Genomic DNA, 14200 nt, shown 5'->3' on the forward strand with positions numbered 1-14200 from the left:
CTATTGTCTGGGGAAGGAGTCAGAGCCAGTTGTCATGCAGCATGTCGAGCAGCTGCTTGGATGCCCGGCCACGGTGGCTGTATGCGTTCTTCACGGCGGTCGGCAGCTCGGCGAAGGTATGGCCCAGTTCGGGAATGAACATGACGGGATCAAAGCCGAAGCCATTGGCACCACGCGGCTCGCGTGTGATTTCTCCGCGCACGCGGCCCACGGCGATCAAGGGCTCGGGATCCTGCGGACTGCGTACGGCCACCAGTGTGCTGACCATGGTGGCGCGGCGGTTGTCCTTGCCTTCCATCTGCTCGAGCATGGCGCGCACATTGTTGGCATCGCTTTTTTCGTAGCCGAACTGCGTGGCGTAGTAGGCGGTCTGCACACCTGGCAGTCCGCCGAAAGCTTCCACGCAGATGCCCGCGTCGTCGGCAATCGCCGGCAGTCCCGTGTGCTGTGATGCGAAGCGCGCCTTGGCGAGCGCGTTCTCGACGAAGGTATGGAAGGGCTCCTCGGCTTCGCCGGTGAAGAGCTGGCCCTGCGGGATCAGCTCCACGCCCAGAGGCTCGAGCATGGATTGCAGTTCGGCGAGCTTGCCTTTGTTGTTGGATGCGAGAACGATTTTCATGAGATGCGGGATGTCTTCGGCTCCGCCACCCGAAGAGGGCCGGACGGTGCCATGGGGCCGGTCAGGCGAGTGCCTTCTGCTGCAGGGCGATCAGTTCCGAGATGCCTTTTTCGGCCAGGTTGAGCAACTGGTCCATTTCCTGGCGCGAGAACGCGGCGCCTTCCGCCGTGCCCTGGACCTCGATGAAGTGGCCGGCGCCCGTCATCACGACGTTCATGTCGGTGTCGCAGGCGACGTCTTCGCGGTATTCCAGGTCCAGCATGGGCTGCGCGCCGACGATGCCCACCGAGATGGCTGCCACCTCGTTGATGATGGGAGACTGGGCGATCATGCCCTTGCCCTGCAGTCGGTTGACCGCATCCTGTGCCGCGACCCAGGCGCCCGTGATGGCCGCGGTGCGCGTGCCGCCATCCGCCTGGATCACGTCGCAATCGAGCTGGATGGTGCGCTCGCCAAGCAGCCGAAGGTCGAATGCCGCGCGCAGGCTGCGGCCGATGAGGCGCTGGATTTCCTGCGTGCGGCCGGTCTGCTTGCCGCGTGCGGCTTCACGGTCGCTGCGCGTGTGCGTGGCCCGCGGCAGCATGCCGTACTCGGCGGTGACCCAGCCTTCGCCGCTGCCGCGTTTGTGCGGGGGTACGCGCTCTTCGACCGATGCCGTGCACAGCACCTTGGTGTTGCCGAATTCGATCAGCACGGAACCTTCGGCATGCATGGTGTAGTTGCGCGTGATGCGCACCGCGCGCAGTTCGTCGTTGGCGCGACCGATGCGGGCGAAGGGGGTGTCCGGTGTGGTGCTCATGGTGGTGCTCCTGCGGCGAGGCCAGATGCATGGCCGCATGTCGTGTGGCTGGAAATCGCGTTCAAATTGTCTGCAAGGGCCTGGTGCTCGCGACCGGGGGGGCAGGAGGCCGTCATGAAGAGGGCATCGCCCGCGCCGTGCGTGCCGGTGCGCGGGTAGGTCACCGTTTCGGGGCACTGGCAGCGCAGCAACCGGCGCGCGGCTCTCGCGGGACGCCGATGCAGGTAAACCGCAATTGTGCGCCTTTCAGAACTTGCGCGCAGCGGAGGTACGGCGAATGGCCTCGTTGATCTCGGCAATGGAGCGTTCGATGGCTTCGTCATCGAGCTCGTCCACATCCTCCGGAAAGCTGCTGTTGTCCAGCAGGCTGGCCTGGATGGTGGAGGCGAACACATCCTCCTGGATGTCGTCCGTGGAGATGCCCATTGTCGAGGCGAACTGGTCGGGCATTTCCCACTCCATCGCGACGACCGTGACGTTGTCGCTGGAGCTGCCTGCCTCGCGCAGGGCGTCCTCCACCAGGTTGGGTACTGCCTCCGAGACGGTATGCCGGCCGAGTTCGGCAGATATCTTGTCGTCGTCCAGGGCACCCCACAGCCCGTCGGAGCACAGCAGGATGCGGTCGCCCTGCTCGAGCAGCATCGGATCGCTGACGTCGAATACCGGCTTGGACGGCGATCCGAGGCAGGTGAACAGCACGTTGCGGTTGATGTTTTCAAGGCCCTGGAATGACGCGTTGCGCAGCTCCATGTAGGAGTGGTCGCGTGTGCGCATGAGCATCTGGCCATCACGCACCATGTACAGCCGCGAGTCGCCGCAGTGGATCCACTGCGCGCGCCCATCCTGCACGACGGCCGCCACCAGCGTGGTACGCGGCGAGTCGCCGAGCGAACGGTCGCTGGTGTAGCGCAGGATCTGGTGGTGCGCGGCGAGCAGCGCGGAAGTCAGGAACGCGGGGACATCGGCCAGAGCCGGCTTGGCTTCGCGCTGGAACAGGGCGGAAACCGTCTGGATGGCGATCTGCGCCGCCACTTCGCCGTCGGGGTGGCCCCCCATGCCGTCGGCCAGCACGAACAGGCCGGCCTCCCGGGTGTAGCAATAGCCCATGCGGTCTTCGTTCTTCTCGCGGCCGCCCCGGCGGCTGATCTGGAAAACTGAGAATTTCATTGGATCTTCCCTGGGCCGCTGCCGACCTTGAGCGCGTTGCCGCGTGTATCGGCGACCAGTGTGTCGAGCTGCAGGCGCATTTTCTCCGCGACGGTGAGCTTGGTATAGCGACGCTCGCCTTCACGGCTGAGCTCCTTCTGAAGTGCGAACACGGACTGCGGGCGCGACAGCGGATCGAGGGCCATGCACCACTCCACCACCTCGATCAGGTTGTCGGAGTAGAGGCCGCGCATCTTGGACAGCGCCGCGGTCAGGCGATCCTTGTCCGAGCGCTGGGTGGCCTCGGTGGGTGGGTAGCCGTGCATGCACGCATAGATGCAGGCGCCGATGGCATAGATGTCGGTCCAGGGGCCCATCTGCGAATCCCGGCGGTACATCTCGGGCGCGGCAAAGCCGGGCGTGTACATGGGTCGGATGAAGTTGCCCTCCTTGGACAGCACCTCGCGGGCTGCGCCGAAGTCGATCATGACGGCGCGGTCGTCGTCGGTGATGAAGATATTGGCGGGCTTGATATCCAGGTGCAGCATCTTGTGCTGGTGCACGATGCGCAGGCCCCGCAGCACCTCGTCGAACAGCGAACGGATGGTCGATTCGCGGAAGATCTTCTGTGCCTTCTGCTCGCGCGCGGTGATGATGAAGTCCTGCAGAGTGGCCCCCTCCAGGTAGTTCATCACCATGTAGACGGTTTCGTTCTCGCGAAAGAAGTTCAGCACGCTGACCACCGAAGGGTGGGAGATCTGCGCAAGCGAGCGACCTTCTTCGAAAAAACTCTTGAGGCCCAGGCGGTAGAGCGAAAGCTTTTCGGGCGCGACGGTGGGGGCGAGCTCGCCGGGAGCCCGCGTGGCCAGCGAGGAGGGCAGGTATTCCTTGATCGCGACCGGCTGGTCGTCGGTGCCCAGCGCCTGGTAGACCACGCCGAAGCCTCCGGCGGCCACGCGGCGCACGACGCGATAGCCGCCGATGACGGTATCTGGAGGGAGGGGGGCTGGCTTGATTTTCGACATATGGCAGTGGATGCAATCAGGGCTCGGTCAGAACCCGGATAATCGCCGGATTGCAAGCAACCAAACACCGAAAGTCCCATGGCAGTTTACAGCATGACAGGGTATGCCAGCGCTCAGCTGGAGGCACTCGTGAACGAAGAGCGACAAAACGCGCCGCATCGTCAACTGGGATTGGAGATCCGCTCGGTCAACAGCCGTTTTCTGGACCTTTCTTTCCGCCTGGCGGAAGAATTGCGCGCTCAGGAACCGATGTTGCGCGCGCTGCTGACCGCCAAGCTCAAGCGCGGCAAGGTGGAGGTGCGGGCGTTCTTCGCGGAGACGGGAGACAGCGGCTCGCTGCCCGACCCTTCGCCGCAGGTGCTGCAGCGCCTGTGCTCGATCCAGGACACCGTCAAGGCCTGGTTGCCCGATGCCGCCCCGCTGAGCGTGTCGGATGTGTTGCGCCTGTCCTTGGCGGGCTCCGCACCGGCTGCGGACTGGTCGGAACAGCTCAAGAAACTGGCCCAGGGAGCGCTCAAGGACCTGACGACCGCCCGCGAGCGCGAGGGCGAGCGGCTTGCCGCCACGCTGCTCGACCGCGTGAGCCAGTTGCGTGCCCTGGCCAAGCAGGCCGGTCCGCTGGTGCCGCAACTGGTGGAGCAGCAGCGCCAGCGCTTCATGGAGCGCTGGAAGGAGGCCATGGGCCTTGCGGAGGGCAGCGTGGCGCCCGAGATGGCGCAGGATCGCGCGCTCACCGAGGCCACCGCGTTTGCCATCCGCATCGACGTTGCCGAGGAACTCACGCGTCTTGATTCGCACCTCGACGAGATCGAGCATCTGCTGAAGAAGGGGGGCGAGGTCGGCAAGCGCCTTGATTTCCTGATCCAGGAACTGCACCGCGAGGCGAATACGCTCGGCTCCAAGTCCGCCGCGATGGAACTGACCAAAATTAGCGTGGATATGAAAGTGCTAATCGAGCAGATGCGGGAGCAGGTGCAGAACATCGAGTGATAATTCCGTTTTGGAAGCGCAATGCGCTCGAATCTATGGACTATCCAGGAAACCTCTATGTAGTGTCTGCCCCGAGCGGGGCAGGTAAATCCAGTCTGGTGAAGGCCCTTCGGGAATTGGACTCGCTCGTCCAGCCTTCCGTTTCGCACACCACCCGCGCCCCGCGCGGGCAGGAAAAGCACGGGCGGGAGTATTTTTTCACCTCCGACCAGGAGTTCGACGCCATGGTGGCAGCCAATGGCTTCGTCGAATGGGCGAATGTTCATGGCCGCCGCTACGGCACCTCCCGGAAGGCCATCGAGGATCGCGTGGGGCAAGGCTCCGACGTCATTCTCGAGATCGACTTTCAGGGCGCCATGCAGGTCAAGAAGACCTTTGCCAATGCCGTGCTGATCTTCATCCTGCCTCCCAGCTGGGAGGAACTGCGCTCGCGCCTTGAGCGGCGCGGAGAGGACGAGGCCGCCGTGATCGAAACCCGGCTGGTGAATGCCGCGGAAGAGATGGCGCAGGCGTGCAATTTCGACTTCGTTATAATCAATGAAGTTTTTGAACGCGCGCTTTTCGACCTGAAGAGCATCGTTCACGCGCAGCGTCTGAAGTACGCCGCCCAGCGCAGAGCCCGGGCCGATACTTTCGAGTCGCTCCACATCCCCTGAACTGGATCCCCGGAGAATCACATGGCCCGCATCACTGTGGAAGACTGCCTCGAGCAGATCCCCAACCGTTTTCAACTGGTTCTGGCTGCGACGTATCGCGCTCGCATGCTCAGCCAGGGGCATTCCCCCAAGATCGAAAGCCGCAACAAGCCGGCCGTGACCGCGCTGCGTGAAATTGCTGCGGGCAAGGTGGGCTTGGAAATGCTCAAGAAGGTTCCGGGCTGATCGCTATCGGCACACGGAGTCTTCCTCCAGAAAAAAAGCACCGCCAAGCGGTGCTTTTTTGTTTTTGCTAGCCTGTAAAGGGGATGCTGCAACTGGACAACCGGATTCACGATCCGGATGGGTGGCTTGTGTGCGACAGCGCTTTCCCTTGTCTACGTGGAAACGCGTTGCACATGAAGTGCGCAGGTTTGTTATGCTGTTTGCTGCATTGCAATATGTTTTTTTTAAGCAACAACCTACAGCAATAGCACTTGAAATCGGTTGGGAGCGATTCAAATTCAGAGTTGATGGCACAAGATGTGCCATGCGCTCTCTGTGTTCATCGTTTTTTGCTAAAGCTATTTGAGGGCATGAAGTAGTGTCGAACCAGGCATCAGCGACTCAGTCGAATGTCAGCGCTCCGGCCAAGCCGGCGGGTGCTGGAGCGGCGGCAGCCAACGCGGCTGCGGCCAGCTTTGCCGCGCTTCTGGAGAAGCTCGACTATCTGGACGACGCGAGCATCGAGCAGGTGCGCCAGGCCTACCGTTTCGCCGACCAGGCCCATCTCGGGCAGATGCGCAACAGCGGCGAGCCCTACATCACCCACCCGATCGCCGTGGCCGCGCTGTGCGCGAGCTGGAAGCTCGATGCCCAGGCGCTGAGCGCGGCGCTGCTGCACGACGCGATGGAGGATTGCGGCGTCACCAAGTCCGATCTGGTGACGCGTTTCGGTGCATCGGTTGCCGAAATGGTCGATGGCTTGACCAAGCTCGACAAGCTGCAGTTCGACACGCGCGAGGAAAACCAGGCGGAGTCGTTCCGCAAGATGCTGCTGGCCATGGCGCGCGATGTGCGCGTCATCCTCATCAAGCTGGCGGACCGCACGCACAACATGCGAACGCTGGACGACATGCCGCGCTCCAAGTGGCGCCGTATTTCGTCCGAAACGCTCGATATCTACGTACCGATCGCACACCGCCTCGGTCTGAACCAGACCTTCCGCGAGCTGCAGGAGCTGGCCTTCCGCCACCTGCACCCCTGGCGCTATGCCACGCTGGAAAAGGCGGTGAACAGGGCGCGCAGCCGCCGCCGCGACCTGGTGACGAAGGTGCAGGCCGAGGTGGACCTGGCCTTCGGCCGCATCGGCATGAACGTGCGCCTGGCCGGCCGTGAAAAGACCATGTTCTCGATCTACGAGAAGATGACCGAGAAGCACCTGAGTTTCGCCAAGGTCACCGACATCTACGGCTTCCGCGTGATCGTGCCGACGGTGACCGACTGCTACACCGCGCTGGGTGTGCTGCACCAGATGTACAAGCCGGTGCCGGGCAAGTTCAAGGACCACATCGCGATCGCCAAGGTCAATGGCTACCAGTCGCTGCACACCACGCTGGTGGGGCCGGCGGGCGTCAACATCGAGTTCCAGATCCGCACGGAAGAGATGAACGTGGTGGCCGAGGCCGGCGTGGCGGCGCACTGGCTCTACAAGGAGGTCGGCGGCGCGGGCGCGTCCTCGGTCGAGCGCATGGGCACGAAGTGGCTGCAGTCGCTGCTCGACATCCAGAACGAGACCCGCGATGCGGCGGAGTTCTGGGACCATGTGCGCGTCGATCTGTTCCCCGACGCCGTCTATGTCTTCACGCCCAAGAGCCAGATCATGGCATTGCCGCGCGGCGCGACCGTGGTCGATTTTGCCTATGCGGTGCATACAGACGTGGGCGATCGTGCCGTGGCTGCCAAGATCAATGGCGAGCAGGTGCCGCTGCGCACCGAGCTGAGAAATGGCGACGTGGTCGAGATCATTTCCATGCCGGATTCGCACCCGAACCCGGCATGGCTGGCCTTTGTGCGCACGGGGCGCGCGCGCTCCAAGATCCGTCGCTACCTCAAGACGATGGAGCTGACCGAATCCGCGAGCCTTGGCGAGAAACTGCTCACTCAGGCCGTGCGTGCGGAAGGCATGGAAGGCCTGCCCGACGAGGATGCGCAGTCCGGCATCTGGGAGAAGCTCCTGCGATTCACGGGCAGCCGCACACGCTCCGAGTTGATGACCGATATCGGCCTTGGAAAGCGCGTTGCGAGCATCGTTGCCAAGCGCATGGCGCTGCTGATGTCCGAGGATGGCCAGCGTCCCGACGCACTGCTGCTCACGCGGGAGCGCTACAGCTCGCACGAGACCATTTCCCAGGGCGGCATCACGCTCGATGGCAGCGAAGGCGCCTCGGTGCAGTACGCCCAATGCTGCCGGCCGGTTCCGGGGGATCCGATCACCGGGTATCTGGGGCGGGGAGAGGGCCTGGTGGTGCACAACGCACGCTGTGCCGTCGCGCAGAAGCTGCAGGCCAAGGATGGAGATCGATTCATCTCGGTCGATTGGGCGGAGGAGCCTTCACGCACATTCGAAACCGGCATCGTCGTGACCGTGACCAATGGCAAGGGCGTTCTGGCGCGTGTGGCGGCGGAGCTGGCCAATTCCGAGGCGGACATTGTGCGTGTGGAGATGGAAGGGGAGGCGATGGAGGAGACCATCGATCTGCGCTTCCTCATCATGGTGCAGGATGCCACGCACCTCGAGGCGATCCTGCGCAATCTGCGCCGCACACATTCCGTGCTGCGCGTGCTGCGGGAAATCCCGCTGGCGGCCTGAACCCTTCAGGCCGACTCCACCCGCCGATCAGATGGCTGGCGGCTCGGGATACCGGACTTCGATGATTTCCAGGGTGCGTATGCCTGCCGGCGTCTGCAGCGTGACCTCATCGCCTTCGCGTGCCTTGACCAAAGCACGCGCGACGGGCGAGACCCAGCTGATCTGCTGCTGGGCGTTGTCTGCCTCGTCGATGCCCATGATGGTCACCGTGCGCTCGACGCCATCCAGGTCGTCGATGTAAGTCACGGTTGCGCCAAAGAACACCTGGTCGCTGCCCGCGTGTTGCGAGGCGTCCACGACCTCGGCGATCTCCAGGCGCTTGGTCAGGAAGCGAATCCGCCGATCGATTTCGCGCAGCCGCTTCTTGCCGTAGAGATAGTCGCCATTCTCGGAGCGATCGCCGTTGCTCGCGGCCCAATGCACGATGTCCACGATCTGGGGGCGATCCACGTCGATCAGATGCATCAGTTCGGCGCGCAGCCGCGCATAGCCCTCGGGTGTGATGTAGTTCTTGCTGCCCGCTGGAATGCCGGCTGCCTGCGGCAGGTCGTCATCATCGTCGTCCGAGTCTGTCTCTTTCGTGAAGGCTTTGTTCATGTTGCCATCTTGCCTTAGAACAGGAGCCGCTTCGGTTGAATGGGGACGGCGCGCGGGCTTTTGGTGTCGTGAGCGAGTGGAGAAGCGAGCGCTTCGTTGCTGCACGGCGATGTGGAAAACGAAAAAGCCTCAGAACATTTCTGTTCTGAGGCTTGACGTTTGGTGCGGCTGGCAGGAATCGAACCCACGACCCCTTGGTTCGTAGCCAAGTACTCTATCCAGCTGAGCTACAGCCGCTTGCTGAAGAATTGAATTATAGCAGCACTTTTTTGCCTCTTTTGGAAAAAGTCCAAATTTCTCAAAAAAGTGGAGGCTTGTTCATCCTTGCGGAAGAGATCCGCCTCGCGCCGCCATCCTTGAATGGCGCTTCAATCTGCTTGCGTTATCTGCGAGTGTACCCGGAACAGGCGCCCGCATTGGGCAAGCCGCGGCATTCCCGGTAAAGTCTTTTGTCTCGTTCGGCGGGAGTCTCCCCGGCATGGCCGCTGTGCTCCTTGATCTTGACGGATGATTTGCTGGCAGGTGTGCTCTTGCTGCCGGAGGGGCGAGGTGCGGCGGCTTGTGCGGAAGGCGTGCCGGCAATGGCCGCCATGACGGCCAGAATGCCCAGTGGCATGTGAATGTGCATGATGTGGATCTCCCTCGTGTGATGGCGAATGTGTGATGGCAATGCATGGTGGGGAATGGGTGCGCAGCGCATCATTTCCCGAATGCGCCAAGACATGGCTGCGCCAGATCAGCCTCGCGTCATGGGCCCATGCGCGGGCCGGTGCTGCAGGTGGGGGAAGTGCAGTCAGTTATAATCGTTGGGTTTTGCATGGTGCAAGACGCACGCCGCTGACCCTTCCAGCCAGTGGCGCAAGTAATTACAGGATTCTGGTGCTATTGATTCAATAGCGTTCTCGAATCCCATACCAAGGAAAAAATCATGATCGCATCGACAGTCAAGGCTGAAGTCGTCAAGGCCAATGCCCGTTCCGCAAACGACACTGGTAGCCCGGAAGTGCAAGTTGCACTGCTGACAGCTCGCATCAACGAACTGACTCCCCACTTCAAGCAACACGCCAAGGACCACCACGGTCGCCGCGGCCTGCTGCGCATGGTGAGCCGTCGTCGCAAGCTGCTGGACTACCTGAAGTCCAAGGACGCAGAACGTTACACCGCGCTGATCGCCAAGCTGGGCCTGCGCAAGTAATCGTACCGGCATGGAAAAACGCCTGGGTTAGCACGCTAGCTCAGGCGTTTTTTACTTCGGAGTTGCAATAAAGAGCGAAGCTGTGTCATTCCAATGGCCTTGCGCACCGGCGCGAAAGGGCAGGTCCACTGGAATGGCATCGTGTTCTGAATTGCTCTCCATCCCTTGCAGAGGTTGATGCTTCTGCTATCGAAACAAAAGAATGGAGTTCATTCAATGACCATGTTCAACAAAGTGACCAAGAGCTTCCAGTGGGGCGACAAGACCGTCGTCATGGAAACGGGTGAAATTGCACGTCAGGCCTCCGGCGCCGTGCTCGTCAACATCGACGATACCGTGGTGCTGGCCACCGTCGTGGGTTCCAAGAGCGCCAAGGCCGGCCAGGATTTCTTCCCGCTGACCGTCGACTACATCGAGAAGACATACGCCGCAGGCAAGATCCCCGGCAGCTTCTTCAAGCGCGAGGCCAAGCCCAGCGAACTCGAAACGCTGACCAGCCGCCTGATCGACCGTCCGATCCGTCCGCTGTTCCCCGAAGGCTTCTACAACGAAGTGCATGTGGTCATCCACACCATTTCGCTGAATCCCGAAGTCGATGCCGACATCGCCGCCATGATCGCCGTGTCGGCAGCGCTGTCGATCTCCGGTATTCCGTTCAACGGCCCGATTGGTGCAGCCCGCGTGGGTTACATCAATGGCGAGTACGTGCTGAACCCGGGCCAGACCGCCCGCAAGAACTCGCAGATGGACCTGGTGGTGGCCGGTACCGAGGCCGCCGTGCTGATGGTGGAGTCCGAGGCCGAGCAACTGCCTGAGGAAGTGATGCTGGGCGCCGTGGTGTTTGGCCACGAGCAAGGCAAGATCGCCATCAACGCAATCCACGAACTGGTGCGCGATGCCGGCAAGCCCGTGTGGGACTGGAAGGCTCCCGCGAAGGATGAGGCCTTCATCGCCAAGGTCACCCAACTGGCCGAAGACAAGCTGCGCGCGGCCTACCAGATCCGCTCCAAGCAGGCCCGTACACAGGCCCTGCGCGAAGCATCGGCTTCCGTGCTGGAGTCGCTCAAGTCCGAAGGCACCGATTTCGACGCCGTGAAGGTGGAAGGGCTGCTGTTCGAGATCGAATCGAAGATCGTCCGCAGCCAGATCCTGGCTGGCGAACCGCGCATCGACGGCCGCGATACCCGCACCGTGCGCCCCATCGAAATCCGCAATTCCGTGCTGCCGCGCACCCACGGCTCCGCGCTGTTCACGCGTGGCGAAACCCAGGCGCTGGTGGTGTCCACGCTGGGCACCGAGCGTGATGCACAGCGCATCGACGCGCTGGCCGGCGAGTTCGAAGACCGTTTCATCTTCCACTACAACATGCCTCCCTTCGCGACCGGTGAAGTGGGTCGCATGGGCTCGACCAAGCGCCGCGAAATCGGCCACGGCCGTCTGGCCAAGCGTGCCCTGGTGGCCTGCCTGCCCACCAAGGAGGAGTTCCCCTACACCATCCGCGTGGTGTCGGAAATCACCGAGTCGAACGGCTCGTCTTCCATGGCTTCGGTCTGCGGTGGCTGCCTGTCGCTGATGGACGCGGGTGTGCCGATGAAGGCGCACGTGGCCGGTATCGCGATGGGCCTGATCAAGGAAGACAACCGCTTCGCCGTGCTGACCGACATCCTGGGTGACGAGGATCACCTGGGCGACATGGACTTCAAGGTGGCCGGCACGACCAACGGCATCACCGCGCTGCAGATGGATATCAAGATCCAGGGCATCACCAAGGAAATCATGCAGGTCGCCCTGGCTCAGGCCAAGGAAGCGCGCATGCACATCCTGGGCAAGATGCAGGAAGCCATGGGCGAGGCCAAGACCGAAGTGTCGAACTTCGCTCCCAAGCTCTACACCATGAAGATCAATCCCGAGAAGATCCGTGACGTGATCGGCAAGGGCGGCGCCACCATCCGCGCGTTGACCGAAGAGACCGGCACGCAGATCAACATCGAGGAAGACGGCACCATCACCATCGCCGCAACCGATGGCGCGAAGGCTGACGAGGCAAAGCGCCGCATCGAGGAAATCACCGCTGAAGTGGAAATCGGCAAGGTCTACGAAGGCCCGGTCACCAAGATCCTGGACTTCGGCGCGCTGATCAACCTGCTGCCCGGCAAGGATGGCCTGCTGCACATCTCCCAGATCGCCCACGAGCGCGTGGAGAAGGTGTCCGACTACCTGACGGAAGGCCAGATCGTGAAGGTCAAGGTGCTCGAGACCGACGAGAAGGGCCGCGTGAAGCTGTCCATGAAGGCGCTGCTGGATCGCCCTGCTGGTGACAGCGGACGCCCCGCACCGCAGGAACGTGGCGAGCGCGGTGAGCGTGGCGAACGCCGCGAGCGTCGCGACGACCGTGGCGAGCGTCGCAGCAACGAAGACCGCGACCAGCAGCAACAACAGCAGCAGCAATAAGCTGCGCTGGCGCATGCCGCCAGTCTTCGGGCTGGCGGCAGTTTTCGTTTTTGGATGCAACCTTGGATCGTGGTAGGGATGACGTCGACAATGCGTGCCGTGGAGATCGCGGTTTTTGGACCGCCGCAAGGCTTGAAGATCTGTGAACGCCCCGTGCCCCAGCCGGGCAAGGGCGAGGTGTTGGTCCGCGTGCGTGCAAGTGGGATCAACCGTCCGGACGTGCTGCAGCGCAAGGGCAGCTACGCGCCGCCGGCGGGGGTATCCGATTTGCCCGGGCTGGAGATTGCAGGCGTCGTCGAGGCCGGAGATGCCGAGGCCATGCAGGCGGCGGGTATCCGGGTCGGTGATCGCGTCTGCGCACTGGTGGCGGGTGGCGGGTATGCCGAATGGTGCGTGGCGCCGGCCGTGCAGTGCCTGCCCGTGCCCGAGGGCTTCAGCGATGTCGAGGCGGCCTCGTTGCCCGAGACGTTCTTCACCGTATGGAGCAATGTGTTCGACCGCGGCCACCTGCAGGCGGGTGAAACCCTGCTGATCCAGGGCGGCAGCAGCGGAATCGGAGTGACGGCCATCCAGTTGGCGAAGGCTTTCGGCGCGACGGTGATCGTGACGGCCGGATCCGATGAGAAATGCCAGAACTGCCTCGAACTGGGTGCGGATCATGCGATCAACTACAAGACGCAGGATTTCGTGGCGGAGTCGCGCCGCCTCACGGCAGGCAAGGGTGTCGATGTGGTGCTCGACATGGTGGCGGGATCGTACGTCGCGCGCGAGGTCGAGTGCCTTGCCGAGGATGGCCGCATCGTCATCATCGCGGTGCAGGGTGGCGTGAAGGCTGAAGTCGACGCCGGCCTCGTGCTGCGTCGCCGCCTGACCATCACGGGATCGACCCTGAGGCCGCGTCCGGTCGAGTTCAAGGGTGCAATTGCCAGGTCGCTGCGCGAGCGTGTCTGGCCGTTGCTTGCGGCTGGCAAGGTTCGTCCTGTGATCCACAGCACCTTCCCGGCCGATCAGGCAGCGCAGGCGCATGAATTGATGGAATCCAATCAACATACAGGCAAGATCGTTCTGACTTGGGGCTCATGAACAACAAGAAACTCATCGCCGGAAACTGGAAAATGAATGGCAGCCTTGCTGCCAATGCCGCACTGCTGAGCGCGTTGCGCGAAGGTGTCGGCGCGCGTGCGCGCTGCGACATCGCCGTGGCCGTTCCTGCGCCTTACCTCGCGCAGGTACAGCAGCTGGTTGCCAATTCGCCCATCGCCCTTGGTGCGCAGGACGTCTCGGCACATGAATCCGGTGCGTACACCGGTGAAATGTCGGCCGCGATGCTGGGCGAGTTCGGTGTGCGCTACGTGCTGGTCGGCCATTCCGAGCGCCGCCAGTACCATGGCGAGACGGATGCCGTCGTCGGTGCGAAGGCGCAGCGTGCCCTTGCTGCCGGCATCACGCCGATCGTGTGCGTCGGCGAAACACTGGCAGAGCGCGAAGAAGGGAAGACGGAGGCGGTCGTCAAGCGCCAGCTGGCGGCGGCAATCCACGCCGTGAGCCACTGCGTGAGCGAGATCATCGTCGCGTATGAACCGGTCTGGGCTATCGGTACAGGCAAGACGGCCACGCCCGAGCAGGCGCAGCAGGTGCATGCCGTGCTCCGTGCTCAGTTGGCGGCAGCCTCGCAGCGTGCGGCAGATATCAAGCTGCTCTATGGCGGCAGCATGAATGCGGCCAATGCCGCCGAGCTGCTGGCGCAGCCCGATATCGATGGGGGTCTGGTCGGAGGCGCTTCGCTGAAGGCGGCCGACTTCCTGCAAATCATTTCCGCGGCATCCTGAAGCCGCAATCAAACCGTATACGAATACGTTAGGAGTTAGAAC

14 protein-coding genes and 1 tRNA gene are annotated in these 14200 nt (G+C 62.7%); 8 read left to right on the plus strand and 7 right to left on the minus strand.

Features of this window, described 5'->3' with window-relative positions; genetic code table 11:
- Positions 1-19: 19 nt before the first annotated feature.
- From rdgB to H9K76_RS05435, 4 genes are all read right to left on the minus strand, one after another.
- On the minus strand, positions 20-619 hold the full coding sequence (rdgB, locus tag H9K76_RS05420; protein ID WP_187598547.1) for an RdgB/HAM1 family non-canonical purine NTP pyrophosphatase: 600 nt from the start codon (positions 617-619) through the stop codon (positions 20-22).
- A gap of 61 nt (positions 620-680) precedes the next feature.
- A complete protein-coding gene (gene rph, locus H9K76_RS05425; RefSeq protein WP_187598548.1) occupies positions 681-1418 on the minus strand; it encodes a ribonuclease PH in 738 nt (245 codons plus the stop codon).
- Between the two features lie 246 nt (positions 1419-1664).
- Positions 1665-2585 (minus strand): PP2C family protein-serine/threonine phosphatase, encoded by a 921-nt coding sequence (locus H9K76_RS05430; protein WP_187598550.1) that lies wholly within the window; start codon positions 2583-2585, stop codon positions 1665-1667.
- Positions 2582-3589 carry a serine/threonine protein kinase gene (locus H9K76_RS05435; protein WP_187598552.1) on the minus strand — a complete coding sequence of 336 codons (1008 nt, stop codon included), beginning with the start codon at positions 3587-3589 and terminating at the stop codon, positions 2582-2584. The genes H9K76_RS05430 and H9K76_RS05435 overlap by 4 nt, the downstream gene beginning before the upstream one ends.
- Before the next feature lie 93 nt (positions 3590-3682).
- Between H9K76_RS05435 and H9K76_RS05440 the strand changes: the two genes are divergently transcribed.
- The 4 genes from H9K76_RS05440 to H9K76_RS05455 all read left to right on the plus strand — a co-directional run bounded on the left by H9K76_RS05440 (position 3683) and on the right by H9K76_RS05455 (position 8086).
- Positions 3683-4579 carry a YicC/YloC family endoribonuclease gene (locus H9K76_RS05440; RefSeq protein ID WP_343066347.1) on the plus strand — a complete coding sequence of 299 codons (897 nt, stop codon included), beginning with the start codon at positions 3683-3685 and terminating at the stop codon, positions 4577-4579.
- 35 nt (positions 4580-4614) lie between these two features.
- Positions 4615-5235, plus strand: coding sequence for a guanylate kinase (gene gmk / locus H9K76_RS05445; protein WP_187598556.1), 621 nt, complete (start codon positions 4615-4617; stop codon positions 5233-5235).
- A gap of 21 nt (positions 5236-5256) precedes the next feature.
- A complete protein-coding gene (rpoZ, locus tag H9K76_RS05450; protein WP_166067109.1) occupies positions 5257-5460 on the plus strand; it encodes a DNA-directed RNA polymerase subunit omega in 204 nt (67 codons plus the stop codon).
- A 358-nt stretch (positions 5461-5818) separates the two neighbouring features.
- Entirely contained in the window at positions 5819-8086 is a 2268-nt protein-coding gene (locus H9K76_RS05455) for a RelA/SpoT family protein (RefSeq protein ID WP_187598557.1), read from the plus strand.
- Positions 8087-8113: 27 nt separating this feature from the next.
- On the opposite strand, the gene greB is transcribed toward H9K76_RS05455, so the two are convergent.
- From greB to H9K76_RS05470, 3 genes are all read right to left on the minus strand, one after another.
- Positions 8114-8683 carry a transcription elongation factor GreB gene (gene greB, locus H9K76_RS05460; protein WP_187598559.1) on the minus strand — a complete coding sequence of 190 codons (570 nt, stop codon included), beginning with the start codon at positions 8681-8683 and terminating at the stop codon, positions 8114-8116.
- Between the two features lie 160 nt (positions 8684-8843).
- Positions 8844-8920: transfer RNA gene (locus H9K76_RS05465), tRNA-Arg, on the minus strand.
- A 145-nt stretch (positions 8921-9065) separates the two neighbouring features.
- Positions 9066-9311, minus strand: a complete 246-nt coding sequence (locus H9K76_RS05470) for a hypothetical protein (protein WP_246475326.1) — start codon at positions 9309-9311, stop codon at positions 9066-9068.
- A gap of 300 nt (positions 9312-9611) precedes the next feature.
- Between H9K76_RS05470 and rpsO the strand changes: the two genes are divergently transcribed.
- The 4 genes from rpsO to tpiA all read left to right on the plus strand — a co-directional run bounded on the left by rpsO (position 9612) and on the right by tpiA (position 14158).
- Positions 9612-9878, plus strand: a complete 267-nt coding sequence (gene rpsO / locus H9K76_RS05475) for a 30S ribosomal protein S15 (protein WP_187598561.1) — start codon at positions 9612-9614, stop codon at positions 9876-9878.
- Between the two features lie 216 nt (positions 9879-10094).
- Complete coding sequence (gene pnp, locus H9K76_RS05480) at positions 10095-12329, plus strand: polyribonucleotide nucleotidyltransferase (RefSeq protein ID WP_187598563.1); 2235 nt, start codon at positions 10095-10097, stop codon at positions 12327-12329.
- Positions 12330-12407: 78 nt separating this feature from the next.
- Positions 12408-13412 carry an NAD(P)H-quinone oxidoreductase gene (locus H9K76_RS05485; RefSeq protein WP_187598565.1) on the plus strand — a complete coding sequence of 335 codons (1005 nt, stop codon included), beginning with the start codon at positions 12408-12410 and terminating at the stop codon, positions 13410-13412.
- Positions 13409-14158 (plus strand): triose-phosphate isomerase, encoded by a 750-nt coding sequence (tpiA, locus tag H9K76_RS05490; protein ID WP_187598566.1) that lies wholly within the window; start codon positions 13409-13411, stop codon positions 14156-14158. Before H9K76_RS05485 ends, tpiA begins: the two co-directional genes overlap by 4 nt.
- The last annotated feature ends 42 nt before the right edge of the window (positions 14159-14200 follow it).

This window comes from Diaphorobacter ruginosibacter, from assembly GCF_014395975.1.
GTDB lineage: Bacteria > Pseudomonadota > Gammaproteobacteria > Burkholderiales > Burkholderiaceae_C > Diaphorobacter_A > Diaphorobacter_A ruginosibacter.

Coding starts and splice junctions, on each gene's coding strand:
- rdgB (WP_187598547.1), bottom strand. CDS start 619: ATGAAAATCGTTCTCGCATCCAACAACAAAGGCAAGCTCGCCGAACTG.
- rph (WP_187598548.1), bottom strand. CDS start 1,418: ATGAGCACCACACCGGACACCCCCTTCGCCCGCATCGGTCGCGCCAAC.
- H9K76_RS05430 (WP_187598550.1), bottom strand. CDS start 2,585: ATGAAATTCTCAGTTTTCCAGATCAGCCGCCGGGGCGGCCGCGAGAAG.
- H9K76_RS05435 (WP_187598552.1), bottom strand. CDS start 3,589: ATGTCGAAAATCAAGCCAGCCCCCCTCCCTCCAGATACCGTCATCGGC.
- H9K76_RS05440 (WP_343066347.1), top strand. CDS start 3,683: ATGACAGGGTATGCCAGCGCTCAGCTGGAGGCACTCGTGAACGAAGAG.
- gmk (WP_187598556.1), top strand. CDS start 4,615: ATGGACTATCCAGGAAACCTCTATGTAGTGTCTGCCCCGAGCGGGGCA.
- rpoZ (WP_166067109.1), top strand. CDS start 5,257: ATGGCCCGCATCACTGTGGAAGACTGCCTCGAGCAGATCCCCAACCGT.
- greB (WP_187598559.1), bottom strand. CDS start 8,683: ATGAACAAAGCCTTCACGAAAGAGACAGACTCGGACGACGATGATGAC.
- H9K76_RS05470 (WP_246475326.1), bottom strand. CDS start 9,311: ATGCACATTCACATGCCACTGGGCATTCTGGCCGTCATGGCGGCCATT.
- rpsO (WP_187598561.1), top strand. CDS start 9,612: ATGATCGCATCGACAGTCAAGGCTGAAGTCGTCAAGGCCAATGCCCGT.
- pnp (WP_187598563.1), top strand. CDS start 10,095: ATGACCATGTTCAACAAAGTGACCAAGAGCTTCCAGTGGGGCGACAAG.
- H9K76_RS05485 (WP_187598565.1), top strand. CDS start 12,408: ATGACGTCGACAATGCGTGCCGTGGAGATCGCGGTTTTTGGACCGCCG.
- tpiA (WP_187598566.1), top strand. CDS start 13,409: ATGAACAACAAGAAACTCATCGCCGGAAACTGGAAAATGAATGGCAGC.